17 protein-coding genes are annotated in these 25,223 nt (G+C 67.3%); 8 read left to right on the top strand and 9 right to left on the bottom strand.

What is annotated here, in order from left to right:
* The 4 genes from QLH51_RS18450 to gspG form a co-directional block, all read right to left on the bottom strand.
* On the bottom strand, positions 1–476 hold a 476-nt coding region (locus QLH51_RS18450), incomplete at its 3' end, for a type II secretion system protein N (protein ID WP_206429282.1).
* A complete protein-coding gene (gene gspI, locus QLH51_RS18445) occupies positions 473–1,024 on the bottom strand; it encodes a type II secretion system minor pseudopilin GspI (protein ID WP_125662119.1) in 552 nt (183 codons plus the stop codon). The genes gspI and QLH51_RS18450, both read right to left, overlap by 4 nt.
* Positions 1,021–1,521, bottom strand: coding sequence for a prepilin-type N-terminal cleavage/methylation domain-containing protein (locus QLH51_RS18440; protein ID WP_283514659.1), 501 nt, complete (start codon positions 1,519–1,521; stop codon positions 1,021–1,023). The genes gspI and QLH51_RS18440 overlap by 4 nt, the downstream gene beginning before the upstream one ends.
* A 62-nt stretch (positions 1,522–1,583) precedes the next feature.
* Positions 1,584–2,036, bottom strand: a complete 453-nt coding sequence (gene gspG, locus QLH51_RS18435) for a type II secretion system major pseudopilin GspG (protein ID WP_283514658.1) — start codon at positions 2,034–2,036, stop codon at positions 1,584–1,586.
* A gap of 67 nt (positions 2,037–2,103) precedes the next feature.
* Between gspG and gspL the strand changes: the two genes are divergently transcribed.
* The 5 genes from gspL (at position 2,104) to glsA (ending at position 7,749) form a co-directional block, all read left to right on the top strand.
* Positions 2,104–3,189 (top strand): type II secretion system protein GspL, encoded by a 1,086-nt coding sequence (gene gspL, locus QLH51_RS18430; RefSeq protein WP_283514657.1) that lies wholly within the window; start codon positions 2,104–2,106, stop codon positions 3,187–3,189.
* Positions 3,186–3,683, top strand: a complete 498-nt coding sequence (gspM, locus tag QLH51_RS18425) for a type II secretion system protein GspM (RefSeq protein ID WP_164516244.1) — start codon at positions 3,186–3,188, stop codon at positions 3,681–3,683. The genes gspL and gspM overlap by 4 nt, the downstream gene beginning before the upstream one ends.
* Positions 3,680–5,161 carry a GspE/PulE family protein gene (locus QLH51_RS18420; RefSeq protein ID WP_241218001.1) on the top strand — a complete coding sequence of 494 codons (1,482 nt, stop codon included), beginning with the start codon at positions 3,680–3,682 and terminating at the stop codon, positions 5,159–5,161. Before gspM ends, QLH51_RS18420 begins: the two co-directional genes overlap by 4 nt.
* 163 nt (positions 5,162–5,324) lie before the next feature.
* On the top strand, positions 5,325–6,551 hold the full coding sequence (locus QLH51_RS18415; RefSeq protein ID WP_125662130.1) for a type II secretion system F family protein: 1,227 nt from the start codon (positions 5,325–5,327) through the stop codon (positions 6,549–6,551).
* 280 nt (positions 6,552–6,831) lie between these two features.
* Positions 6,832–7,749, top strand: coding sequence for a glutaminase A (glsA, locus tag QLH51_RS18410; protein ID WP_125662133.1), 918 nt, complete (start codon positions 6,832–6,834; stop codon positions 7,747–7,749).
* 373 nt (positions 7,750–8,122) lie between these two features.
* Here the strand turns inward: glsA and QLH51_RS18405 are convergent, their stop codons facing one another.
* Positions 8,123–9,451, bottom strand: coding sequence for an amidohydrolase (locus tag QLH51_RS18405; protein ID WP_125662136.1), 1,329 nt, complete (start codon positions 9,449–9,451; stop codon positions 8,123–8,125).
* 413 nt (positions 9,452–9,864) lie between these two features.
* Here QLH51_RS18405 and uvrB point away from each other — a divergent pair, with 413 nt between their 5' ends.
* The 3 genes from uvrB to QLH51_RS18390 all read left to right on the top strand — a co-directional run bounded on the left by uvrB (position 9,865) and on the right by QLH51_RS18390 (position 13,404).
* Positions 9,865–12,069 carry an excinuclease ABC subunit UvrB gene (uvrB, locus tag QLH51_RS18400; protein WP_125662139.1) on the top strand — a complete coding sequence of 735 codons (2,205 nt, stop codon included), beginning with the start codon at positions 9,865–9,867 and terminating at the stop codon, positions 12,067–12,069.
* 283 nt (positions 12,070–12,352) lie between these two features.
* Positions 12,353–12,880, top strand: a complete 528-nt coding sequence (locus QLH51_RS18395; protein ID WP_125662142.1) for a hypothetical protein — start codon at positions 12,353–12,355, stop codon at positions 12,878–12,880.
* Positions 12,880–13,404 (top strand): hypothetical protein, encoded by a 525-nt coding sequence (locus QLH51_RS18390; RefSeq protein WP_125662144.1) that lies wholly within the window; start codon positions 12,880–12,882, stop codon positions 13,402–13,404. The genes QLH51_RS18395 and QLH51_RS18390 overlap by 1 nt, the downstream gene beginning before the upstream one ends.
* A 487-nt stretch (positions 13,405–13,891) precedes the next feature.
* Here QLH51_RS18390 and QLH51_RS18385 read toward each other — a convergent pair whose 3' ends face one another.
* From QLH51_RS18385 to rpoB, 4 genes are all read right to left on the bottom strand, one after another.
* Positions 13,892–14,668, bottom strand: coding sequence for a formate/nitrite transporter family protein (locus tag QLH51_RS18385; RefSeq protein WP_125662147.1), 777 nt, complete (start codon positions 14,666–14,668; stop codon positions 13,892–13,894).
* A gap of 56 nt (positions 14,669–14,724) precedes the next feature.
* Entirely contained in the window at positions 14,725–15,798 is a 1,074-nt protein-coding gene (locus tag QLH51_RS18380; RefSeq protein WP_125662150.1) for a DUF5694 domain-containing protein, read from the bottom strand.
* Between the two features lie 243 nt (positions 15,799–16,041).
* Complete coding sequence (rpoC, locus tag QLH51_RS18375) at positions 16,042–20,322, bottom strand: DNA-directed RNA polymerase subunit beta' (RefSeq protein ID WP_125662152.1); 4,281 nt, start codon at positions 20,320–20,322, stop codon at positions 16,042–16,044.
* 163 nt (positions 20,323–20,485) lie between these two features.
* A complete protein-coding gene (gene rpoB / locus QLH51_RS18370) occupies positions 20,486–24,631 on the bottom strand; it encodes a DNA-directed RNA polymerase subunit beta (RefSeq protein WP_125662155.1) in 4,146 nt (1,381 codons plus the stop codon).
* Between the last annotated feature and the right edge of the window lie 592 nt (positions 24,632–25,223).

Raw genomic sequence — 25,223 nt, 5'->3', positions numbered from 1 at the left:
GGCTGGCCGGGGGTCGGCGTCGCCTGTCCGAACGGATCGGGGAAGGCGAGATATTCGAGGCGGCCGCCATTGTTCAGGATGATGCGGTCGCGGCGGATCTCGGTCACCTGCGCGCCGGCGATCGCGTCGCCGACCTTGTACGGCCTCGCCGGTTCGTTGCCGATCGACACGAACGAGATCGAAAGTTCGGCGGGGCGGGCGAAGACGACGCCCTTGAGCACCGCCTGGATGCCGGTCGGGGCGGTGGCGTCGGCGGCGGTCGGGTTGCCGAAGGGAGCCCAGGCGACGGCGGGGCCGCTGTCGACGGTGACGGCGCGGGCGCGTGCTTCCGATGGCACGGTGATCGCGCCGGTATCGGCATGGCCGGCCAGTCGCCAGACCAGCCCGGCCAGCGCGACCGCGACCGAGACGATCGCGGCGGCGGCGAGCCAGTCGACCCAGCGTTCGCGGACGCGCAGGCGGCGGGCGACGATCATGCCGCGTCCTTGCGCAGGAAACCGTCGAGCCGGGCGAGCGGCGCGGTTTCGCCGGCCGGGGCGACGGTGATCGTCACCCGGTCGAGCACGGGGTCGCTGGTCGCGGTCCGGCTCACCGCCACGCTCCACGTCCGCCCCAGCATGTCCACCCGCTCCCCATTCGCCTCCGGCGTCCCCGCTTCCAGATCGGCCAGCCGGTTCTCGGCGACCCACATCGCGATCGCGCGCCGCTCGACGCCACGGGTCGAATCGATGTGCTGCTCGACCGCGCCGATCAGCCCTACCGTGGCGATCGCCAATACCGCCAGCGCCACCATCGCCTCGATCAAAGAAAAGCCGGCATCGTGATATTCCTCCCCGTCACGGGGAGGGGGACCATGCGCAGCATGGTGGAGGGGGGTGTCCGCGGACGCAACGGTCGTGTTCGGGGATAGCCCCCTCCACCACTGCTTCGCGGCGGTCCCCAGTATCGGGTCGGATCGTCCCCCGGACGATCCTCGACCATACGGGGTATGGTCGACCCGATACTCCGTGCCGGGAAGGATCATTTCAGCACCTTCGTCGCTCGCGCGGTGATGCCGTCATACTGCACGCGCCACGTCTGGTCGCCGCCCGTCACCGTCGCGCCCAGCGGCTGGCCGGTGCCGTCGACGCCGAGGATCACCGGCGGCGCGGTGTCCAGCGCCATGACCATCCCGCCGGGCAGGGTGTGGAACGCCAGCGCATCGTCGGTGATCGGCACCAGCCCGCGCGGACCGACGCGGGCGAAGCCATAGCCATGGGTGTCGGTGGTCAGCGCGATCAGCTGGTCGCCGAGCATCGCGTCGTCGGCCGCCGCCTGCAGCCGGACGGCGAGGCGCCGGGCCTCCGCCTCGACATTGGGCGCGCGGGTGGCGCTGCCGATGCCGAGGCTGACCGCACCCGCCGCCACGCCGATGATGGCGAGGACGATCAGCATCTCGATCAGGGTCATGCCGGACTGGGAATCATCCTTCGTCGCTCCCGCGCAGGCGGGAGCCCATAGACGCGAACGTCGCGGATCAATCGCGAGCGTCGGCGGCAATGGATTCCCGCCTTCGCGGGAATGACGATAGGCGGGGGTCTGACTCAGCGCGCCGACCCGTCGATATCGGCGTCGAGGTCCTCGCCGCCGGGCTTGCCGTCCTTGCCGAGCGACTTGATCGCGAAGCGCCCGCCGGTCGATTCGTAGACATAGGGATTGCCCCAAGGGTCCTGTGGCATCTGCGACAGGTATCCGTCGGGGGGATAGGCGCCGGGCACCGGCGGCTGCGACGGTTTTTCGACCAGCGCCTTCAGCCCCTGCGTCGTCGTCGGATAGTCGCCATTGTCGAGCCGGTACATTTTCAGCGCGGCGGAGATCGACTTGATGTCGGTGCCGGCGGTGGTCACCCGCGCCTGATCGGGGCGGTTGATGACGTTGGGCACGATCAGCGCCGCGACCAGCGCGATGATCGCCAGCACGACGATCATTTCGACCAGTGTCAGGCCGGCCTGGCTGTCGGGGACAGAAACCTTGCGGGCGGCGGGGTTCGCGGCCAAGGTGTCACGAAACTTTCGGAATAAGATGCGCATCCACGCCCCAATGCGTCCACACGATGAAGCCATTGTGACAATCGAACCTGCCCCCGCCGGTTCGTCCGCCGGCGTGTGGGCTGTCGCGGGCGGCGAAGCCATTGTAGTCGATGGTGCGGCCCCGGCAACAACCTTGCTGATTCCGTCCGAATCGGTCCTGCTGCTCGGCGTCGACCTGCCGCTGCCGACGCGGGCGAAGCGGCTCGCGGCGTTGCCCTTTGCGATCGAGGACCGGATCGCCGATCCGGTCGATGCGGTGCATCTGGCGCTGGGCGAGGCGGTGGGCGAGCGGCGCTATCTGGTCGCGGTGGTGCGGCACGCGGTGATGGCGGAGTGGATCGCGATTGCCGAGGCCGCCGGGATCGGGTCGGCGGCGTTCGTCCCTGACGCGCTGGCGCTGCCGGCTCCGGTCGAGGGCTGGACCGTCGAGGTGACCGGTGGTCGCGCGCTGGTGCGGGCCGCCGACGGCACCGGATTCGCGGTGCCGCTGGCGATGCTGGTCGCGGCATGGGACGCGGCGGGGCGGCCGAAGGCGCAGGCGTCGGGCGATCCGCTGCCGGAAGCGATGGCGGGCGACGGCGCGGCATTTCCCGCCGGCAGCATCGCGGACCGGGTCGCCGCCGCGCCGATCGACCTGCGGCAGGGCAGCTATGCCCGGCGCCGGACGGCCTGGCCCAGCACCACGCGCAAGGTCGCCATGATCCTCGGGGCTGCCGCGCTGGCGCATGGCGTGATCGCGGTGGCCGATACGCTGATGCTGCAACGGATCGCCGAGCGGCGGCACGACGCGCTGCAACAGCTGGTCGCGACGACGGCGCCGGCGGTGCCCACCGGCGGGGACGATTTTCTGATCCGCGTCGCCGACCTGCTGCCGCGTCCGACCGGGACCAACCGGTTCGTGCCGCTGCTGTCGCGCGTCGGTGGCGCGCTGAGCCCGATCGGCCCGGTGCTGGTGGTGCGGACGATGACGTTCGAGGGCAATGCACTGACGATCGAATGCGAATCGCCCGAAACCGGCATGGCCGACCGGGTACGCGCCGCGCTGTCCGCCGCCGGGGTCGCCGCGCAGGTGGTGGCCGCGCCGGGTGGAACCCTGCGCATCGTGGCGCGCGGGGCATGATCGTGCTGCTGAAACGGGGTGCCCGGATCGAGGGCGCGCTGGGCCGCTTCGACGCGTGGTGGCAGGGGCTGTCGACGCGCGAGCGGGTGCTGGTCGGCACGCTTGCCGCGCTGCTGGCCGGGGTCGTGCTGGTGTACGGCGTGGTCAAGCCGGTGCAGGCGGCACGGGCGCAGGCGCGCGCCGACATCCGCCAGGCCGAGACGCTGATGGCGCGGGTGCGTGCCGCCGGGCGGCTGGAAGCCGCGCCGCAGACCATCGCCGCCGGACCGCCGCAGTCGGTCGTCAGTTCGACCGCGGCGACCGCAGGGCTGCAACCGACCGTGGCGGAGGCGAACGGCAGGGTCACCGCGACGCTGACCGATGCGCCCTATCCGGCGGTGGTGACGTGGCTGGGTTCGGTCGCATCGACCAGCACGATCGGCGTGCGGCGGGTGACGATGCAGCGCGGTTCGGCTTCCGGCCGGGTCAATGCGACCGTGGAGTTCCAGCCGTGACCGATACGTTGCTCCATGCCGAACCGGTGCGCCTGCCATACGGTTATGCGCGCAAGGGCGGCGTGCTGATTCGCCTAGGCAAGGGCGGCATGGAGTGCGTCCACCGCGCCGACGCGACGCTGGATGCGATGCTGGAGGTGCAGCGGGTCGCGCCGGGGGTGCCGTTCGTCGCGCTGGACGATGCCGGGTTCGATGCGGCGTTGCAGGCGAGCTATGGCGGCAGCGCCTCGACCGCCGCCGATATCGAACTGGCCGAAACCGACCTGGCGGCATTGGCCGACAGCGCGGCGGCGGTCGACGACCTGCTCGACGCACGCGACGATTCGCCGGTCATCCGCCTCATCAACGCGCTGTTGCTGGAGGCGATCAAGGAAGGCGCGTCGGACGTCCATGTCGAGACGCAGGAAAAGCGCCTCGTCGTCCGCTTCCGCATCGACGGCGTGCTGCGCGACATCGTCGAACCGCCGCGCGCGCTCGCCCCGCTGCTGGTCAGCCGGATCAAGGTCATGGCGAAACTCGACATCGCCGAGCGCCGCACGCCGCAGGACGGGCGGGTGACGCTGCGCATCGGCGGGCACGACGTCGATGCGCGTGTCTCGACCATGCCGACCCAGCATGGCGAACGGGTGGTGCTGCGCCTGCTGGAGCGCGGCGGCATGATGCTCGACCTCGCCGGTCTCGGTATGTCGGAGCGCGACGAGGCGGTGTTCGGGCGGCTGCTGGAGCGGCCGCACGGGCTGTTGCTGGTCACCGGACCGACGGGGTCGGGCAAGACGACGACACTCTACACCGCGCTGACCCGCCTGAACGATCGCCGCCGCAACGTGATGACGGTCGAGGACCCGATCGAATATGAACTGGCCGGCATCGCCCAGACGCAGGTCAATCCGCGCACCGACATGACGTTCGCGCGCGGGCTGCGCGCGATCCTGCGGCAGGACCCCGACGTCATCATGGTCGGCGAAATCCGCGATCAGGAAACGGCGCAGACCGCGGTACGATCGTCGATGACCGGCCATTTCGTGCTGTCGACGCTGCATACCAACACCGCGATCGGATCGGTCACGCGGCTGATCGACATGGGGGTGGAGCGGTATCTGCTGGCGCCGATGCTGGTCGGGCTGGTCGCGCAGCGGCTGGTGCGGCGGTTGTGCGTGCATTGCCGCTGGCAGGATCGTGCGACCGAGGCGGACAGCGTGCTGCTGGGCGGGGCGATCAAGCCGGGCAAGAAACTGTGGCGCAAGGGCGGGTGTGAGGCGTGCCATCACGAGGGCTATCGCGGGCGCGCCGGGTTGTACGAGGTCGTGGCGGTCGACGACCGGTTGCAGGCGATGATCCACAACGGTGCGGCCGAGGCGGAGCTGGAGCGGGCGGCACGGGTGGACAATCCGGCATTGCTGGACGATGGCGTGGCGAAGGTGAAGGCCGGAGTGACCACCGTCGAGGAAGTCGCTCGGGTCGTGCGGGACGAGGGGTGAGTCTTAATACCCTAACACCCACCCGTTCGGTTCGAGTAGCGATCGAGCTTGTCGAGAGCGCGTATCGAGAACGGGGTTCCGCTGGGCAGGCGTTCTCGACGGACGCTTCTCGACAAGCTCGAAGCTGCTCGAACCAAACGGCAATTTTGACGGGGATACGTAGGTGACCGCCTACACCTATCGCGCCGCCTCCCGCACCGGTGCGACCGTCAAGGGCATCATCGAAGCCTCCAGCCCCGCCGCCGCCCGCGCCGCTTTACGCGAACGCGGTGAATTGCCGCTGTCGGTCGAGGAAGCCGCCGAACGCGGCCCGAAGCTCGGCAGCATCCAGCTGCCCCGGCTGTTTCGCCGCGGGGTGTCGGCCAAGGCGCTGGCGACGCTCACCCGGCAGATCGCGACCCTGGTCGGGTCGGATATCTCGATCGAGGAATCGCTGCGCATCGTCGCGCAGCAGGCGGACAATGCCGCGGTCAACGCGCTGCTGCTGGACGTGCGCGCCGCGATCCTCGACGGGCGCAGCTTCGCGCAGGGGCTGGCGCGGCATCCCGGGGCGTTTCCGGAATTCTATCGCGCGTCGGTGGCGGCGGGGGAACAGTCGGGGCGACTGCCCGACGTGCTTAACCACCTTGCCAATTTCGTCGAGACGCGGCAGGCCAACGGGCAGAAGATGCAGCTCGCGCTGCTGTATCCGGCGCTGCTCGCCACCGTCAGCTTCGGCATGATGGTGCTGCTGATGGTCTATGTCGTGCCCGACATCGTGCGCGTGTTCGTGTCGCGCGGGGCGGAACTGCCCTTCCTGACGCGGGCGCTGATCGCCGTGTCGGCGTTCATCCAGAAGTTCGGGCTGGTCGTCGCGGTGGCGGCGCTGGTCGCGTTCGTCGCCGGGGCGCGATGGTTGAAGGTGCCGCGCAACCGGCTGGCGGTCGACCGGCGACTGGCGACACGCCGTCCGTTCCGCCGGTTCAGCCGCCAGCACAATGCCGCCCGCTTCGCCGGGAGCCTGGCGACGCTGGTCGGCAGCGCGGTGCCGCTGGTCGAGGCGCTGCACGCCGCCGCCGCGGTCACCCCCAACCGCTTCGTGCGCGACAAGGCGCTGACCGTCGCGGCGCGGGTGCGCGAGGGGTTGTCGCTGCGCGCGGCGATGGCGGAGGCGGAGATATTTCCATCGATGCTGGTGGCGATCGTCGCGTCGGGCGAGACGTCGGGGCGGCTGGCCCCCGCGCTCGACCGTGCCTCGGGCGAGCTGGAGCGCGAACTCGACGCGCTGGTCGCGACGCTGGTCGCGCTGGTCGAACCGATGGTGCTGCTGCTGATGGGCGGGCTGGTGCTGATGATGGTGCTGGCGATCCTGTTGCCGATCATCAACCTGAACAATCTGGTGACGATTTGATCCCGTATCCTCGCGCAGGCGGGGATCCAGAGTTTGATACACTCATATCGAAACGGGCGTCATCCCAGCGAAGGCTGGGATCTCCCGGTGGTAGCGCGTAGCAGGAGTCGATGGAGACCCCAGCCTACGCTGGGGTGACGTTTCCATACGGATGGATCAAACACCCAGGGTCGCGAGTGCTGTCGTTCGTGGCTCCGGCCCCCCACCTCCGCCGGGGTACGGTTCGCGTCGGCGTGGGCGCGTGCTATCGCTGCCGTTCGTATCGTAACAAGGAAGTGCCATGACCGACCTCGCCCGCATCGTCGCCGAGGTGACGGAAGAGATCACCGCCAACGCCGCCGCGATCGAGGCGGCGGCGGAGGCGGGCCACGACTATCCGCCCGACTGGTTCGGCATGGCGGTGGCGACGCCCGATGGCGGGCTGTTCCATGGCGGCTATGCGCATATCCGCTTTCCGCTCCAGAGCATTTCCAAGGTCTTCGCCCTCGAACTGGCGCTGGAGGCGTGCGGCGACAAGGTGTTCAAGCGCGTCGGGCGCGAGCCGTCGGGCGATCCGTTCAACTCGATCGTCGACCTCGAACGCAACAAGGGGGTGCCGCGCAACCCGTTCATCAATGCAGGCGCACTGGTGGTGTGCGACATCCTGGTCGAGCACAAGGGCGACGACGCGTCGGCGCGGGCGGTGGTCGAGTTCGTGCGCGCGCAGGCGGGGCTTGGTGACGTCATCCTCAACGACGATGTGCTGGAAAGCGGGCGCAAGGGCGGCGATCTGAACCGCGCGATGATGAGCTTCGCGAAGCATCACGGCAACCTGCATGGCGACATCGACGAGGTGATGGAAGCCTATGTCCATCAATGCGCGATCGAGATCGACGCGAAGTCGCTGGCGAAGGCTGGGCTGTTCCTGACCCGCACCGCACGGACCGGTGATGTGGAAGGCGACAAGCGGGCGAAGCGGACGCGGCGGCTGTTGTCGCTGATGACGACCAGCGGGCAATATGACGGGTCGGGCGATTTCGCGTACCGCGTCGGGCTGCCCGCCAAGAGCGGGGTGGGGGGCGGCATCCTCGCCATCGTGCCGCAGGTCGCGTCGATCGCGGTGTGGTCGAACAATCTCGACAGGCAGGGCAATTCGATCCTCGGCGTCCGGGCACTGGAGCTGCTGGCGGACAAGGCGGACTGGTCGGTGTTCGGGTGAGCCTCATCGTTCTCCCCCTATCCAACCCGTTCATCCTGAGTAGCCACTGAGCTTGTCGAAGGGGCGTATCGAAGGATCGCACGTGGCTGGATGCTTCGATACCGTAACAGGTAAACCATGCCCCGCATGGTTTAGGATCGTCCGGGGGACGATCCGACCTGTTACGCTTCGACAAGCTCAGCCCCTACTCAGCACGAACGGTTTGGACTCTTTCTCGGCTACTTGCCCCCCCCCCTCCCGTTTGCTTCGAGCGCAGGTTCGAGCCTGTCGAGAACCGAAGTCGAGAAGGGGGTGCACCAAACGACCAAGTTCTCGACGGACGTTTCTCGACTTCGCTCGAAACTGCTCGAACCGAACGGGATGGAGAGGGCGGTCAGTTGCCTGACGCCGGCCCCAGCAGGTCCAGCACCGCGGCGGTCATCGCGATCGTGCCGGTCACGATCGAGGGTTCCGGCGCGACCTTGAACAACGGCGAGTGGTGCGAGGGGACCGGCGGGCCGCCGTTCCTCGCTGCGACGATGTCGGCCAGCGGGGTCCCGCCGACCGCGAAATAATAGCCCTTCACCTTCGAATCCGGCTGGACGAGATAAGCAAAGTCCTCCGCGCCCATGCCGGTCTGTTCGAACGGCACGACGTTCTTCGGCCCCAGCGTCGTCGCCATCACCGTGTTGAGGCGGCGGGCGAGCGGGGCGTCGTTGATCGTGGTCGGCGTGCCCTCGATCACCTTTGCGGTCGGCATCCGGTCGGCGGGCATCCCGTTCAGCGTGCCGATGCCGGTGGTGACGCGCTGGATGCCGGACAGCAGCTGCTTGCGCGTCGCTTCGTCGTTGGCGCGCACCGTCACCTGCAATTTCGCCATGTCGCTGATGATGTTGTGCTTGAGACCGGCATGGAACGATCCGACGGTGATGACGCCGGGGTCGAGCGGCTGGCGTTCGCGGCTGACGAGGCCCTGCAGCGCGATCACCAGCTGCGACGCCATGTAGACCGGGTCCTTGCCGGCATGCGGACTGGCGCCATGCGCGCCGATGCCGGGGACGTCGATATCGATCGAGTCCGACGACGAATACTGAATGCCCTCCGATGCCGACACCATGCCGGCGGGGAGCCCCGCGGCGACGTGGAAGGCAAGGGCATATTCGGGCTTGGGGAAGCGGCTGTAGAGACCGTCCGCCAGCATCGCCTTCGCCCCGCCGACGCGTTCCTCGGCCGGCTGGACGATGAAGACGATCGTGCCTTTCCACCGGTCCTTCAGCGCCGCGAGCCGGCGGGCGGTGCCGACCATCGCGGTGATGTGCGTGTCGTGGCCGCAGGCGTGCATCACCGGGGCCTCGACGCCGTCGACGCCGACCTGGCGTATCTTGCTGGCATTGGGCAGGCCCGATTTCTCCTCGACCGGCAGGCCGTCCATGTCGGCACGGACCAGCACGGTCGGGCCGGCGCCGTTCCTGAGCACGCCGACGACCCCGGTGCCGCCGACGCCGGTCGTGACCTGCATGCCCGATACCTTGCGCAGTTCGGTCGCCATGCGTTCACCGGTCTTCACCTCCTTGAACGACAGCTCGGGGTTGCGGTGGAACCAGTCCCACATGCTGCCCAGCGACGCGCTGTAATCGGCGCGGACGGCGGGGGCCCAGTCGGGCTCGGCCATGGCGGGCGTGGCGGCGAGCAGGCAGGCGGCGGTGGCGAGCAGTTTGCGCATGATACGGGTCCCCTTGTGCGGCGCAGGCTATCGGGTTCGGTGCTCGTGTCGAGGGGGATTTGGTTCACGCGAAGGCGCGAAGGTCGCGAAGCGTAAGAAGAAGGGAGTGGTTCGCGCGGAGGCGCGGAGACGCGGAGGAGGTCCGTACGGGGAACGTCACTCTTCTCTCAGTCATCCGGATATCGTCATGCCAGCGAAGGCTGGCATCTCCCGCGGCGAGGCGAGCGCTCTACAACCGGGAGACCCCAGCCTTCGCTGGGGTGACGTTTGTGGCAGATGCGGGTGCTGGCCGGTTACGCAACCCCTCCGCGTCTCCGCGTCTCTGCGCGAACCACTCCCTTCTTCGCGCTTGCGCGCGAATCCGACAGCGCCGAATGTTGCCCTCCCGTTCCGCGCCACCCATATTCCGGCGCATGGCGATCATGATCCGCACCGACCTGTCCGAACCGGAAACCGGGCAGACCTTCATTCCCCACCGCCCGGCGCGCCCAGAGAAGGTGGATGCGGGCAAGCGATTCGTCATCAGGTCCGACTACCAGCCCGCCGGCGACCAGCCGACCGCGATTGCCGAACTGGTCGCAGCGGCGCGGGCCGGGGAGAAGGATCAGGTGCTGCTGGGCGTCACGGGCTCCGGCAAGACCTTCACCATGGCCAAGACGATCGAGGAGTTGCAGCGCCCCGCGCTGATCCTCGCGCCCAACAAGATCCTTGCGGCGCAGCTGTACGGCGAGATGAAGTCGTTCTTCCCGGACAATGCCGTCGAATATTTCGTCAGCTATTACGACTATTACCAGCCAGAAGCCTATGTCGCGCGGTCGGACACGTATATCGAAAAGGAAAGCTCGACCAACGAGGCGATCGACCGGATGCGCCATTCGGCCACCCGCTCGCTGCTGGAGCGCGACGACGTCATCATCGTCGCGTCGGTGTCGTGCCTGTACGGCATCGGATCGGTCGAAACCTATTCGGCGATGATCTTCGACCTGAAAAAGGGTGACGTGGTCGACCAGCGCGAGATCGTGCGCAAGCTGGTCGCGCTGCAATACAAGCGCAACGACGCCGCGTTCCAGCGCGGCAATTTCCGCGTGCGTGGCGACAGCCTCGAACTGTTTCCGTCGCATTATGACGACAGCGCGTGGCGCATCACCTTCTTCGGCGACGATATCGAGGAGATCACCGAGTTCGACCCGCTGACCGGCAAGAAGGTCGCCAGCCTCAATTCGATCCGCGTCTATGCCAATTCGCACTATGTGACGCCGGGGCCGACGCTGAAACAGGCAGGCGAGGCGATCCGCCACGAACTCACCGAGCGGTTGAAGGAACTGGTGATGGAGGGCAAGCTGCTGGAGGCACAGCGGCTGGAACAGCGCACCAATTTCGACCTCGAGATGATCGCGGCGACCGGAAGCTGCGCGGGGATCGAGAATTACAGCCGCTTCCTGACCGGCCGCCTGCCCGGCGAACCGCCGCCCACGCTGTTCGAATATCTGCCCGAAAATGCGCTGCTGTTCGTCGACGAAAGCCACCAGACGATCGGGCAGATCAACGGCATGTCGCGCGGCGATCACCGGCGCAAGATCACGCTGGCCGAATATGGCTTCCGCCTGCCCTCCGCGATCGACAACCGCCCCTTGCGCTTCAACGAATGGGACGCGATGCGGCCGCAGACGGTGTGCGTGTCGGCGACGCCGGGGTCGTGGGAGATGGAACAGACCGGCGGCGTGTTCAGCGAACAGGTCATCCGCCCGACGGGCCTCATCGATCCGCCGATCACGATCCGCCCGGTCGAGGAACAGGTCGACGACCTGATCCACGAGGCGAAGGAGACGGCGAAGAACGGTTATCGCACGCTGGTCACCACCCTGACCAAGCGCATGGCCGAGGATCTGACCGAGTTCATGCACGAGGCGGGTCTGAAGGTCCGCTACATGCACAGCGATGTCGAGACGCTGGAGCGCATCGAGCTGATCCGCGACCTGCGCATGGGCGTGTACGACGTGCTGGTCGGCATCAACCTGTTGCGCGAGGGGCTGGACATTCCCGAATGCGGGCTGGTCGCGATCCTCGATGCCGACAAGGAAGGGTTCCTGCGCAGCGAAACCTCGCTCATCCAGACGATCGGCCGCGCCGCGCGCAACGTCGACGGGCGGGTGATCCTGTATGCCGACCGGATGACCGGCAGCATGGAACGCGCCATCGCCGAAACCGACCGCCGCCGCGAGAAGCAGCGCGAATACAATGCGCTGCACGGCATCACCCCGACGACGATCAAGCGCCAGATCGGCGACATCATCGCCGACGTCGCATCGCGCGATCAGGTGACGGTCGAGATCGACGAGGACGGTCCGCGCCACATGGTCGGCCACAATCTGCGCTCATACATCGAAAGCCTCGAAAAGCAGATGCGCGAGGCGGCGGCGAATCTGGAGTTCGAGACCGCGGGGCGGCTGCGCGACGAGATCCGGTCGTTGGAGAATGAGGAACTGGGCTTGCCGGCGAGCGAACATAAGGCGCCGGTCATGGGCCGATCGAACGAAGGCAAGCCCGGCACGCGCAAGACGCGCTATGGCAAGCAGAAGGCGATGCGGATGGCCGGGGGCGGGGCGCGGGGGCGGTAACCTCCGGCCCCGTCATTCCCACGCAGGCGGGAATCCATAGCCTCCGTCGTCGCGGCTGGAATCGCAACGTCAGCGCATAGGGACTCCCGCATGCGCGGGAGTGACGAATAGTCTGTCGTCATTCCGGCGCAGGCCGGGATCCATTGTGTCGGGTGCTCGCGCCGCTATCGCGATGTCGCCCCATCCATGGATTCCGGCCTGCGCCGGAATGACGGACGCGGGTTGGTACCGTCGCATCCCATCCCCGGTTGAGGCTGCCGGCCGCATCGCCCATAAGGTGGCCATGCGTATCCTGTTTCCCCTCGCCACCGTCGTCCTGCTTGCCGGATGCGTGCCGCCCGGTGCGCCGCCTGCGACCGAAGAGGTGCCGGCACCCGTGCAGCGGCCGGTGCCTGTCCGTCCCGCGCCCGTGCCGCCGGTCAGCGGCGACTGGCGCGACCTGCCGCGCACGCCCGGCGACTGGCAGTATCGCGGCCTCGGCACCGGATCGGTGGCGACCTATGGCACGCGCGGCGCGGCACCGGTCGCGACGCTGACGTGCAACCGTGCCGGCGGCCAGGTGACGATGACCTTCGCCACGCCGCGCCCCGCCCCCGGCACGCTGACGATCCGCACCACCAGCACGCAGCGCAGCCTGCCCGTTCAGCCGATGGCGGGCGGGGTCGGTGTCGCGCTTGCCGCAAGCGACCGGCTGCTCGATGCGATCGGATTCAGCCGCGGGCGCTTCGTGGTCGAGGGCGCGCCGGTCGGGCGGCTGGTGCTGCCGGCCTGGGCCGAGGTGCTGCGCGTGACCGAGGATTGCCGCGGCTGATGCGGCGGGCGCTGCTCGCCTTGTCGGTGCTGGCCGGTTGTTCGGGCGAACCGCCGCCGCCCGCGCCGCAGCCGAGTGTGCAGCCGACGCCGGCCCCGTTGCCGAGCGCGACACGCTCACCGCGCCCGCTCAGGCCCGGACAATTGCCGACGCCCGAGCTCGACGGCGCGGTGCCGCTGGCCGGCAACTGGTCGGCGACGCCGGGGGCGGCGACCTATCGCTTCGAGGGCGGCACCGTGTTCGCGATCCGCTGCGACCGGGCGGCGCGACGGATCGTGCTGTCACGCGGCGTGGGGGAGGGCGATACGATCAGCCTGTTCACCGACAATGCGGCGGCGACCTTCCCCGCGCAGGTCGTCGATGGCGCGCTGGAGACACCGGTCACCACCGGCCAGACGTTCCTCGATGCCCTGGCCGACGCCGAGGTATTCGCAGTCGCGTCGGGCAAGAGCCCGGTGCTGCGGGTGCCCGGCGACAAGGCGATTGGTGCGGTGGTGCGGGGATGTCGCCCGGCGGGGCGATGAGCGCCGCACGGGCTGTCGAGTATGGCGGAAATCCCGCGCATTACAAGTCTTGCAGGTGCGCGCCCGATGCCCCAAATTCCGGGTGCGCATCGTTCGGTGCGTAACGGCTTTAACTAGCGAAAGGAGGTGATCCGATGTCTCATGGTTCAGCAGTGGGTTCGGTTCAGTTCGTTCGGGAGACGCGCCGCTAAACGCCGATAGGGTCGCGTGCGGGGGGTATCCTCCCCCAGTCAACGCCGTGATCCTGGCACATGCGGTTCGCATGGTCTCCCGGGCTGGAGCTTCCGGCCGCTGACCATGCTTGAGGTCGCCGGGCGTCGAGAGACCCCGGCGGCCTCTTTCATATCCGGGGATGTCGATCCCCGGTCTACCCGGCCAGCAGCGTGGCCCAGGCTGGGGCCTCCGGCGGCTCCTGCGACGTGCTATACCGGGGAGATCCCGGCCTGCGCCGGGATGACGCTGGCGATACCGGGGCAGAGAGGCAGCGTTACCTCGCCAGCGTACGATGTCCCGCCGCCAGCGTGATCGCGACCAGCGACCCGCCGACGATATTCCCCGCCGTCGCCAGCAACAGATTGCCGAGCAGCGGCCCCATCGGCACCGCAGCGGGATCGAGGCCCCACGCGATCGGCAGCAGCGTCATGTTCGCCACCGAATGTTCGAACCCGGCGGCGACGAACAGCGTCACCGGACCGATCACGCTCGCGATCTTGCCCGCGACGGTGGTGGCCCCGGTCGCCATCCACACCGCCAGACACACCAGCATGTTGGCGAGCACGCCCGAAGCGAGCAGTTCGACCCAGTCCTTGGCAAGCTTGGTATCGGCGGTCTTGAGCGCCGCCGCCGCGACCGCGCCGTCGATCGCTTGCGGAGCGCCCGATGCGACGAACAGCGCGGCGACCCCGAGGCTGCCGATCAGGTTCGCGACCCACACCACGCTCCAGTCGCGAAGCGTCTCGCCGATGCCCAGCCGATCCTGCGCCGCGGGCAGCACCAGCATGGTGTTGCCGGTGAAGAGCTGCGTACCCGTCACCATCACCAGCATCAGCCCGACCGAGAAGGCGACGCCCGACAGCAACTGCGTCGCGCCGCCGGGCGCCATTCCCGCCTGCGCCACCAGATAGCCGATCGCGCCGAACCCGATCTGCGCGCCGGCGGCGATCCCCAGCAGCAGCATCGCGCCGACCGGCGGCCGGGCCTTGGCCAGCATGGCGTCGTCGACGTTGTCGGCCAGCGTGTCGGCGGTCGCGTCGTCCTGTGCCATGGCAGATTCCCTTTCGGTGTGAAGGGAAGGGAACGATCCGGCGGGGCGGCGGCTCCCTATCGCAGGATCGGCGCCATATCGATCACGCGGACGTCCTGCATCTGGTGGAGATAGGCGTCGAGATACGGCTTGTGCGACGCCCCGACGACGACCAGCGCGCGTATCCCCGGACGCCCGCCCAGCATGTCGCGGATGTTGGCCGCCATGCGCAGGTTCCGCGTTTCCCAATAGGCGACATATTGCCGCCCGAACCGCCGGGGCGAGGGCTCCTCCAGCGCGGCGCCGAAGTCGCTGTCATACACCGTCCGGCCGAGCCCCGCGCTGTTCATCGAGCGATAGAGCGTCAGGATGCCGTCACCGGTCGCCAGATCACGGCTCGCAGTTTCGTCCTGCCGCTTGCGCCGGGTGAGCGCGGCATTGTCCCACGCCTTCTGGATCGCGGCGCCATAGGCGGCTTCGTCGGCCTTTGGTGTCATCCGGTCGGCGCTGTGGTCGTCCATCGCGTAGACCCGCTCCAGCCCGAGCCGGGCGGCAAGCCGTGCGGCGATCATCAGGCTTTCGTCGCGCCGGGTTTCGAGCCTGCCCAGATGCTGGACCAGCGCCTCGTCGAGCCCGTCACCGACCTTGCGCTCGGCTGGCGGCAGGCGCAGCCACTGGACCAGTGCCGAAGCCTCCTCGCCTGCCGCGAGGAACAGGGCGGCGAGGCGCCGCCGCCGCGAAGGGGCGGGGGCAGGGGCCGGGTCGGTCAGCATCGTCTCGAACGCCGCCGTCGCGGCGGGCACGTCCAGCCCCGTCGCAGCGCGGGCGGCTGCGGTGTCGGGGCAATAGGACGACACGGTATCGGCGTAACGATAATGATAGCGACGCAGTTCGTCGCATTGCGCCCCCGACAGCGCCTCGATCGCGATCGCCTGCGGCCGCCATGCGGCGAGCCGGTCGAGCAGCGGGCGGAGCGCTTCGGGACGAAAGCGCTCCGGCAGTTGCGACAGGTGGGTCGACCCGAGGACCGCGACTTCGTTCGCCGGGCCGGATCGGGGTCCCTTGTGCGCCGATGGGTCGAAGTCGGGGCGGTAGGTCTGGGCCGTCGCCGGCGTGGCGAGCGTCAATAGCGCGAACAGGATGCGATACATGGGTCCCCCTTGGTCTACGTCGCAGGATAGGGGGCGGCAGGTGGAGAGGAAAGGTCGTTGCCCCGGCCCTGCGCTGGGAGCCGGCTCCTTGTCCTGCGACGGACGGGAAGAAGGGGACTCCGGTCACGCCCGGGGTGACGCCGGGGGTGAGCTGTCGGGCAGGGCCGGCGCCGGCACCCCAAAACGAAACCGCCGCCCGGTTGCCCGGACGGCGGCTTGTCAGTGCAGCGAGGGTCCGAACGATCAGTCGTTCAGATACTCGCCCGCATCGGCGTCGGTGCCGGTGCCCGAGGGCACGACATCGGCCAGCGGATCATTGGCACCCTGTCCGTCGCGGGGCGAACGGGCCAGTTCGGCGGCGTGCTCTTCCTCGGCCGAATTCGGCGCGATGAAGCCGGCCAGCGCCTTCTGCTGCGCACGCAGCGCCGCGTCGCGCGACGAGGCCGCCACGCGCAGGCGGTTCATGCCGGCACCGGTGCCCGCCGGGATCAGGCGGCCGACGATGACGTTTTCCTTCAGACCGTTCAGGCTGTCGATCTTGCCCTGCACCGAAGCCTCGGTGAGGACGCGGGTCGTTTCCTGGAACGAGGCGGCCGAGATGAACGACCGCGTCTGGAGCGACGCCTTGGTGATGCCGAGCAACACCGGCTTGCCCTGCGCGGGAGCCAGCCCCGCGTCGAGCTTCGCATTGGCTTCGTCCATCTCGTCGCGGTCGAGCTGTTCGCCCGCCAGCAGGGTGGTGTCGCCACCGTCGGTGATCTCGACCTTCTGCAGCATCTGACGAACGATCGTCTCGATGTGCTTGTCGTTGATCTTCACGCCCTGCAGTCGATAGACGCCCTGGATTTCGCTGACCAGATATTCGGCCAGCGGCTCGATGCCGAGCGTTTCCAGAATGTCGTGCGGGTTCGGCGAGCCGCCGATCAGGTTGTCGCCACGCTTGACGTAGTCGCCTTCCTGAACGTCGATCACCTTCGACTTCGGGATCAGATACTCGACGACGTCGCCGCCATCCTCGGGCTGGATGCCGATCTTGCGCTTCGCCTTGTAATCCTTGCCGAAGATCACGCGGCCCGAGACCTTGGCGATGATCGCCGCCTCCTTCGGGATGCGTGCCTCGAACAGCTCGGCGACGCGCGGCAGACCGCCGGTGATGTCGCGGGTCTTGGCCGATTCACGGGCGACACGGGCAAGAACGTCGCCCGCCTGCACGCTCGCACCGTCCTCGACCGACAGCACCGCGCCCGGCGCCAGCATGTAGCGCGCGGCCTCGCCCGAATTCGCATCGAGCAGGGTCATGCGCGGACGCAGATCCTCCTTCGACTTGGTCGTCGCGCGATATTCGATGATCTCGCGCTGGGCGATACCGGTCGCTTCGTCGACGCGCTCGGTGACGGTCTTGTTCTCGATCAGGTCGATGAACTTCACCGTACCCGCCGTTTCGGTGATGACCGGCGCGGTGAACGGATCCCATTCGGCCATGCGGTCGCCCTGCGAGACGATGTGGCCATCGTCGAACAGCACGTACGCGCCGTACGGGATACGGTGTACCGACAGGTCGCGGCCGTCCATGTCGACGATCGCGATCTCGCCCGAACGGCTGAGCACCACCCGGCGCCCGCGCTGATCCTCGATCAGGCGCAGGTCGCGGAACTCGACCGTGCCGTCGACCGGCGCCTCGAGGTTCGACTGCTCGTTCAGCTGCGCCGCACCACCGATGTGGAAGGTACGCATGGTCAGCTGCGTGCCCGGTTCACCGATCGACTGCGCCGCGATGACGCCGACCGCTTCGCCGATGTTCACCGGCGTACCACGGGCGAGGTCACGGCCGTAGCAGGTGCCGCAGACGCCGACCTTGGCTTCGCAGACCAGCGGGCTGCGGATCTTCATCGCCTGCAGGCCGAGCGCCTCGATCTTCGTGATCATCGCCTCGTCGAGCAACGTGCCGGTCGGGAACACGACCTCGCCGTTCTTGGGGTCGACCACGTCCTCTGCCGTGGTCCGGCCGAGGATGCGCTCGCCGAGCGACGCGATGGTCGCGCCGCCTTCGATGATCGAGCGCATTTCCAGCGCGCGCTGGGTGCCGCAATCGTCCATGATGACGACGCAGTCCTGCGACACGTCGACCAGACGGCGGGTCAGATAGCCCGAGTTCGCCGTCTTGAGCGCCGTATCCGCAAGGCCCTTGCGGGCGCCGTGGGTCGAGTTGAAGTACTCAAGGACGGTCAGGCCTTCCTTGAAGTTCGAGATGATCGGCGTCTCGATGATCTCGCCCGACGGCTTGGCCATCAGGCCGCGCATGCCGGCCAGCTGCTTGATCTGCGCCTGCGAACCGCGGGCACCCGAGTGGGCCATCATGTAGATCGAGTTGATCGGCTTCTCGCGGCCCTTGTCGGGACCGTCCTCGTAGCGGCGGACCGCCTTGATCTCGTCCATCATGCTGGTCGCGACCTGATCGCCGCAACGGCTCCAGGCGTCGATCACCTTGTTGTACTTCTCCTGCTGCGTGATCAGGCCGTCCTGATACTGCTGCTCGAAGTCCTTCACCTGGTCGCGCGTCTCGTCGACCAGCTTGTCCTTGTCCGGCGCGATCAGCATGTCGTCCTTGCCGAACGAGATGCCGGCCTTGAACGCGTGGCGGAAGCCCAGCGCCATGATCGCATCGGCGAACAGCACGGTCTCCTTCTGACCGGTGTGGCGATACACCTCGTCGATGACGTCGCCGACATCCTTCTTGGTCAGCAGGCGGTTGACCGTCTCGAACGGCACTTTGTGCGACTTGGGCAGCGTCTCGCCCAGCAGCATGCGACCCGGCGTGGTCTCATAGCGCTTGAGATACTGCTTGCCGTCCTCGTCGGTCTGCGGAACGCGGCTGACGATCCGGGTGTGCAGCGTGACGGCACCGGCGTGCAGCGCCTGATGCACCTCCGCCATGTCGCCCAGCAGCATGCCTTCGCCCGGCTCGTTCGTCTTCTCCATCGACAGATAGTAGAGGCCCAGCACCATGTCCTGCGACGGCACGATGATCGGCTTGCCGTTCGCGGGCGACAGGATGTTGTTGGTCGACATCATCAGGACGCGCGCTTCGAGCTGTGCTTCAAGCGACAGCGGAACGTGGACGGCCATCTGGTCGCCGTCGAAATCCGCGTTGAACGCCGAGCAGACCAGCGGGTGCAGCTGGATCGCCTTGCCCTCGATCAGCACCGGCTCGAACGCCTGGATGCCCAGACGGTGGAGCGTCGGTGCGCGGTTCAGCATGACCGGGTGCTCGCGAATGACTTCGTCGAGAATGTCCCAGACTTCCTTGCGCTCCTTCTCGACCCACTTCTTCGCCTGCTTGAGCGTCATGCTCAGGCCCTTGGCGTCGAGGCGGGCGTAGATGAACGGCTTGAACAACTCGAGCGCCATCTTCTTGGGCAGGCCGCACTGGTGCAGCTTGAGTTCCGGGCCGGTCACGATGACCGAACGACCCGAATAATCGACGCGCTTGCCGAGCAGGTTCTGACGGAAGCGGCCCTGCTTGCCCTTGAGCATGTCGGACAGCGACTTGAGCGGACGCTTGTTGGCGCCGGTGATCGTGCGGCCGCGACGGCCGTTGTCGAACAGCGCGTCGACCGCTTCCTGCAACATGCGCTTTTCGTTGCGGACGATGATGTCCGGCGCACGCAGCTCCATCAGCCGCTTCAGGCGGTTGTTGCGGTTGATGACGCGGCGATACAGGTCGTTCAGATCCGACGTCGCGAAGCGACCGCCGTCCAGCGGCACCAGCGGGCGCAGTTCGGGCGGGATGACCGGAACGACGTCGAGGATCATCCATTCGGGACGGTTGCCCGATTCGAGGAAGCTCTCGACGACCTTCAGCCGCTTGATGATCTTCTTGGGCTTCAGTTCCGACTTGGTGACGGCCAGCTCTTCGAGCAGGTCGCGCTTCTCGCCCTCGAGGTCGAGGTCGATCAGCATCTGCTTGACCGCTTCGGCGCCGATCCCGGCCGAGAACGCGTCCTCGCCATACTGGTCCTGCGCGTCGAGCAGCTCGTCCTCGGTGAGGAGCTGATACTTCTCCAGCGCGGTCAGGCCCGGCTCGATCACGATGTAGCTCTCGAAATACAGCACGCGCTCGAGCTGCTTGAGCTGCATGTCGAGCAGCAGGCCGATGCGTGACGGCAGCGACTTCAGGAACCAGATGTGCGCGACGGGCGCGGCCAGTTCGATATGGCCCATCCGCTCACGGCGGACCTTCGACACCGTGACTTCGACACCGCACTTCTCGCAGACGATGCCCTTGTACTTCATGCGCTTGTACTTGCCGCACAGGCACTCGTAATCCTTGATCGGACCGAAGATGCGCGCGCAGAACAGGCCGTCACGTTCCGGCTTGAACGTACGATAGTTGATCGTCTCGGGCTTCTTGATCTCGCCGAACGACCACGAGCGGATGCGCTCCGGCGATGCGATACCGATCTGGATCTGGTCGAAGGTCTCCGGCTTGGCCACCGGGTTCGCGAAATTGGTCAGTTCGTTCATTTTGCTTTCCTCACAGGGAGGGAAAAACCATCCGTTCGTCCTGAGTAGGGACTGAGCTAGTCGAAGGCCCGTATCGAAGGACTGCCACGGGGGCGGTCCTTCGATACGCCGCTTCGACAAGCTCAGCGGCTACTCAGGACGGACGGTATTCATTCGATCCGGCTTACTCCGCCGCCTCGGCCAGTCCGTCGTTCTCTTCGATGCTGCTCAACTCGATGTTGAGGCCGAGCGAACGCATTTCCTTGACCAGCACGTTGAAGCTCTCGGGGATGCCGGCCTCGAAGGTGTCGTCGCCCTTGACGATCGCCTCATAGACCTTGGTGCGGCCGACCACGTCGTCGGACTTCACCGTCAGCATTTCCTGGAGCGTGTAGGCGGCGCCATAGGCCTGGAGCGCCCACACTTCCATTTCTCCGAAGCGCTGGCCGCCGAACTGCGCCTTGCCGCCTAGCGGCTGCTGGGTGACAAGCGAGTACGGCCCGATCGAACGCGCGTGGATCTTGTCGTCGACCAGGTGGTGCAGCTTCAGCATGTAGATGATGCCGACGGTGACCATCCGGTCGAACTGATCGCCGGTCCGGCCGTCGAACAGCACCGACTGACCCGAGCTGTGCAGCCCGGCCAGTTCCAGCATGTCGGACACGTCGCTCTCGCGCGCGCCGTCGAACACCGGGGTGCCCATCGGCACGCCCGTGCTGATGTTCTGGACCAGTTCGTGCAGCTGCTCGTTCGAACGGCTGTCGATGTCCTCGGCATAGTGATCGCCGTAGATCGCCTTCAACCGGTCCTTGACCGCCGAGGGCATTTCGCCGCCGACCGCGTCCGGATTGGCTTCGCGCCAGTCGCGCAGCGACCGGGCGACTTCCATGCCGAGGTTGCGAGCGGCCCAGCCGAGGTGCGTCTCGAAGATCTGCCCGACGTTCATGCGCGACGGCACGCCCAGCGGGTTCAGCACCAGGTCGACCGGCGTACCGTCCTCGAGGAACGGCATGTCTTCCTGCGGCAGGATGCGCGAGATGACGCCCTTGTTGCCGTGACGGCCGGCCATCTTGTCGCCTGGCTGCAGCTTGCGCTTCACCGCGACGAAGACCTTGACCATCTTGAGCACGCCCGGCGGCAGCTCGTCGCCCCGCTCCAGCTTCTCGCGACGGTCGTGGAACTTGTCGGTGATCCGCTTCACCGCCTCGTCATACTGCGCCTTGATCGCTTCGAGGTTCGACTGCGCGGTATCGTCGGCGACGGCGAAGCGCCACCACTCGTGCTTCTCCACGCTGTCGAGCAGGTCGCGGTCGATGACCACGCCCTTCTTGACGCCCTTGGGCGCGGCCGTCGCGGTCTGCCCTTCGAGCATTTCGCGCAGGCGCGACCAGGTCGCACGGTTGAGGATGCCGCGCTCGTCGTCCGAGTCCTTCTTCAGGCGCTCGATCTCCTCGCGCTCGATCGCCATCGCGCGCTCGTCCTTGTCGATGCCGTGGCGGTTGAAGACGCGGACGTCGACGACCGTACCCGACACGCCCGGCGGCAGGCGCAGCGAGGTGTCGCGCACGTCGCTGGCCTTCTCACCGAAGATCGCGCGCAGGAGCTTTTCCTCCGGCGTCATCGGCGATTCGCCCTTCGGCGTGATCTTGCCCGCCAGGATGTCGCCCGGCTCGACCTCGGCACCGATATAGACGATGCCCGCCTCGTCGAGGTTGCGCAGCGCCTCTTCACCCACGTTCGGGATGTCGCGGGTGATGTCCTCCGGCCCGAGCTTGGTGTCGCGGGCCATCACCTCGAACTCGTCGATATGGATCGACGTGAACACGTCGTCCTTCACGATCCGCTCGCTGATGAGGATCGAATCCTCGTAGTTGTAGCCGTTCCACGGCATGAACGCGACGAGCGCGTTGCGGCCCAGCGCCAGCTCGCCGAACTCGGTCGACGGACCGTCGGCGATGACCTCGCCCGCACGGATCACGTCGCCCACCTTCACCAGCGGACGCTGGTTGATGCAGGTCGACTGGTTCGAACGCTGGAACTTCATCAGCGTGTAGATGTCGACGCCGCTTTCCGCCGCATCGACCTCACCGGTGGCGCGGATCACGATGCGCGCGGCATCGACCTGATCCACCACGCCCGCACGCTTGGCCGAGATCGCGGCGCCCGAATCGCGCGCCACGGTCTCTTCCATGCCGGTGCCGACGAACGGCGCTTCCGCCTTCACCAGCGGCACGGCCTGACGCTGCATGTTCGAACCCATCAGCGCGCGGTTGGCGTCGTCGTTTTCCAGGAACGGAATGAGCGACGCGGCGACCGACACCAGCTGCTTCGGGCTGACGTCCATCAGCGTGACGTTTTCGGGCAGCGCCATCAGGAATTCGCCGGCCTGACGGGCCGACACCAGTTCCTCGGCGAAGCTGCCGTCCTCGTTCAGCGCCGCCGACGCCTGCGCGACGGTGTGCTTCTGCTCTTCCATCGCGGAGAGGTACACGACCTCGTCCGACACCTTGCCGTCGATGATGCGACGATAGGGGGTTTCGATGAAGCCGTACTTGTTGACGCGGCTGAAGGTCGCGAGGCTGTTGATGAGGCCGATGTTCGGGCCTTCCGGCGTCTCGATCGGGCAGATACGGCCATAATGCGTCGGGTGGACGTCGCGGACTTCGAAGCCCGCGCGCTCACGGGTCAGACCGCCCGGCCCGAGTGCCGACACGCGACGCTTGTGCGTCACTTCCGACAGCGGGTTGGTCTGGTCCATGAACTGCGACAGCTGCGACGAGCCGAAGAATTCACGCACCGCGGCGACCGCCGGCTTCGCGTTGATGAGGTCGTTCGGCATGACGGTCGATACGTCGACCGACGACATGCGCTCCTTGACCGCACGCTCCATGCGCAACAGCCCGACGCGATACTGGTTCTCCAGCAGCTCGCCGACCGAACGGACACGACGGTTGCCGAGGTTGTCGATATCGTCGACTTCGCCCTTGCCGTCCTTCAGGTCGACCAGCGTCTTGACGACCGACAGGATGTCCTCGCTGCGCAGCGTGGTCACCGTGTCCGGCGCGTCGAGATCGAGGCGCATGTTCAGCTTCACGCGGCCGACGGCCGACAGGTCGTAGCGCTCCGGATCGAAGAACAGCCCGGCGAACAGCGATTCGGCGGTTTCCAGCGTCGGCGGCTCGCCGGGACGCATCACGCGATAGATGTCCGACAGCGCCTGTTCGCGCTCCTCGGCCTTGTCGACGTTCAGCGTGTTGCGGATCCACGGCCCGGTCGACACATGGTCGATGTCGAGCAGTTCGATCCGCTCGATTCCTGCCTGGTCGAGCAGTTCGAGATTCTCGGGCGATACCTCGTCGCCGGCCTCGATGTAGATCTGGCCGGTCGTCTCGTTGATCAGGTCATAGGCGCTGTAGCGGCCGAAGATTTCCTCGGTCGGGATCAGCAGGTCGGTCAGGCCGTCCTTGCCCGCCTTGTTGGCGAGGCGCGGGCTGATCTTGGTGCCGGCCGGGAACACGACTTCGCCGGTGTTCGCATCGACGATGTCGAACGACGGCTTCTGCCCGCGCCAGTTTTCGGGCGCATACGGGATGCGCCAGCCGCCTTCGCCGCGAACGAAGGTCACGCGGTTGTAGAAGTGGTTGAGGATGTCCTCGCCGGTCATGCCCAGCGCGTACAGCAGCGACGTCACCGGCAGCTTGCGCTTGCGGTCGATGCGGACGTTGACGATGTCCTTGGCGTCGAATTCGAAGTCGAGCCACGACCCGCGATACGGGATGACGCGGGCGGCGAAGAGATACTTGCCGCTGGCGTGGGTCTTGCCGCGGTCATGGTCGAACAGCACGCCCGGCGAACGGTGCATCTGCGACACGATCACGCGCTCGGTGCCGTTGATGAAGAAGGTGCCGTTCTCGGTCATGAGCGGCATGTCGCCCATGTACACGTCCTGCTCCTTGATATCGAGGACCGACCGGGCCTCGGTATCGGCATCGACCTCGAACACGATCAGGCGGAGGGTAACGCGCATCGGCGCGGCATAGGTGATGCCGCGCTGGCGGCATTCTTCCACGTCGAACTTGGGGTCTTCCAGTTCGTAGGTGACGAAGTCGAGTTCCGCCGTGCCGGCGAAGTCGCGGATCGGGAATACCGACCGCAGCGTCTTTTCGAGGCCGGAGACATAGCCGATCGACGGGTCCGAACGCAGGAACTGTTCGTAGCTCTCGCGCTGGACCTCGATCAGGTTCGGCATCTGCACCACTTCGTGGATGTCGCCGAACACCTTGCGGATGCGGCGCTTGTGCGTGCCGGTTGCGGTTGCCTTGGTCGCCATGGGGTCGTGGGCCTCGCTTGCAGTCAAATCTCGTGCCCGGTGGCCACCGGGCTGGCGTGCGAACAGGACGACGAAAGCCGCGTCACCCACCGGGGGCCGCAGCTGATCGAGCGTCCTGGAATGGCGACAGGCCCATACATGCAATGCGTTGCGCGACGACGCATTCTTTCCCGGGCCTGAAGCAAGGCTGCGATATAGAAGCGGGGCCGGGGACTGTCAACGCGCGAACGGGCGTCGTTCCTTCCGTCGCGATTACGACACGCTTCGCCGCGATGGAGCCGGCAACAGGCTGACGCCGGCCACAAAAGCCCGGTTGAGCATCCGCATGCAGTTCCAGCTTCCGCTCGCAACGATCGTCGCGACTCTCGCCGTGCCCGCCGCCGCTGTGCAGCAGACAACGCCCGACGGTTCGATCCCGATCTACGACATCACGCCGCAGGTGGTGCCGACCCCGTCGCCGACGCCCGCCGCGACGCCGCGCGTGGTGCCTACGGTGACGCCGACCCCGCGCGCCACGCCCGCCGCCCCGCGCCCGGCGGCGACGCCCACCGTACGTGCGACCGCCGCGCCGCGTCCCACGCCGACCCCGACC

The sequence above is a fragment of the Sphingomonas sp. 2R-10 genome, assembly GCF_030062225.1.
Classification (GTDB): domain Bacteria; phylum Pseudomonadota; class Alphaproteobacteria; order Sphingomonadales; family Sphingomonadaceae; genus Sphingomonas.
This window is presented reverse-complemented; position numbering and strand designations above follow the sequence as displayed.

Bases quoted from the DNA above. Each gene is read 5' to 3' on its own strand.
- gspI (WP_125662119.1), bottom strand. From the start codon at position 1,024: ATGATCCTTCCCGGCACGGAGTATCGGGTCGACCATACCCCGTATGGT.
- gspM (WP_164516244.1), top strand. From the start codon at position 3,186: ATGATCGTGCTGCTGAAACGGGGTGCCCGGATCGAGGGCGCGCTGGGC.
- glsA (WP_125662133.1), top strand. From the start codon at position 6,832: ATGACCGACCTCGCCCGCATCGTCGCCGAGGTGACGGAAGAGATCACC.
- QLH51_RS18405 (WP_125662136.1), bottom strand. From the start codon at position 9,451: ATGCGCAAACTGCTCGCCACCGCCGCCTGCCTGCTCGCCGCCACGCCC.
- uvrB (WP_125662139.1), top strand. From the start codon at position 9,865: ATGGCGATCATGATCCGCACCGACCTGTCCGAACCGGAAACCGGGCAG.
- QLH51_RS18395 (WP_125662142.1), top strand. From the start codon at position 12,353: ATGCGTATCCTGTTTCCCCTCGCCACCGTCGTCCTGCTTGCCGGATGC.
- QLH51_RS18390 (WP_125662144.1), top strand. From the start codon at position 12,880: ATGCGGCGGGCGCTGCTCGCCTTGTCGGTGCTGGCCGGTTGTTCGGGC.
- QLH51_RS18385 (WP_125662147.1), bottom strand. From the start codon at position 14,668: ATGGCACAGGACGACGCGACCGCCGACACGCTGGCCGACAACGTCGAC.
- QLH51_RS18380 (WP_125662150.1), bottom strand. From the start codon at position 15,798: ATGTATCGCATCCTGTTCGCGCTATTGACGCTCGCCACGCCGGCGACG.
- rpoC (WP_125662152.1), bottom strand. From the start codon at position 20,322: ATGAACGAACTGACCAATTTCGCGAACCCGGTGGCCAAGCCGGAGACC.
- rpoB (WP_125662155.1), bottom strand. From the start codon at position 24,631: ATGGCGACCAAGGCAACCGCAACCGGCACGCACAAGCGCCGCATCCGC.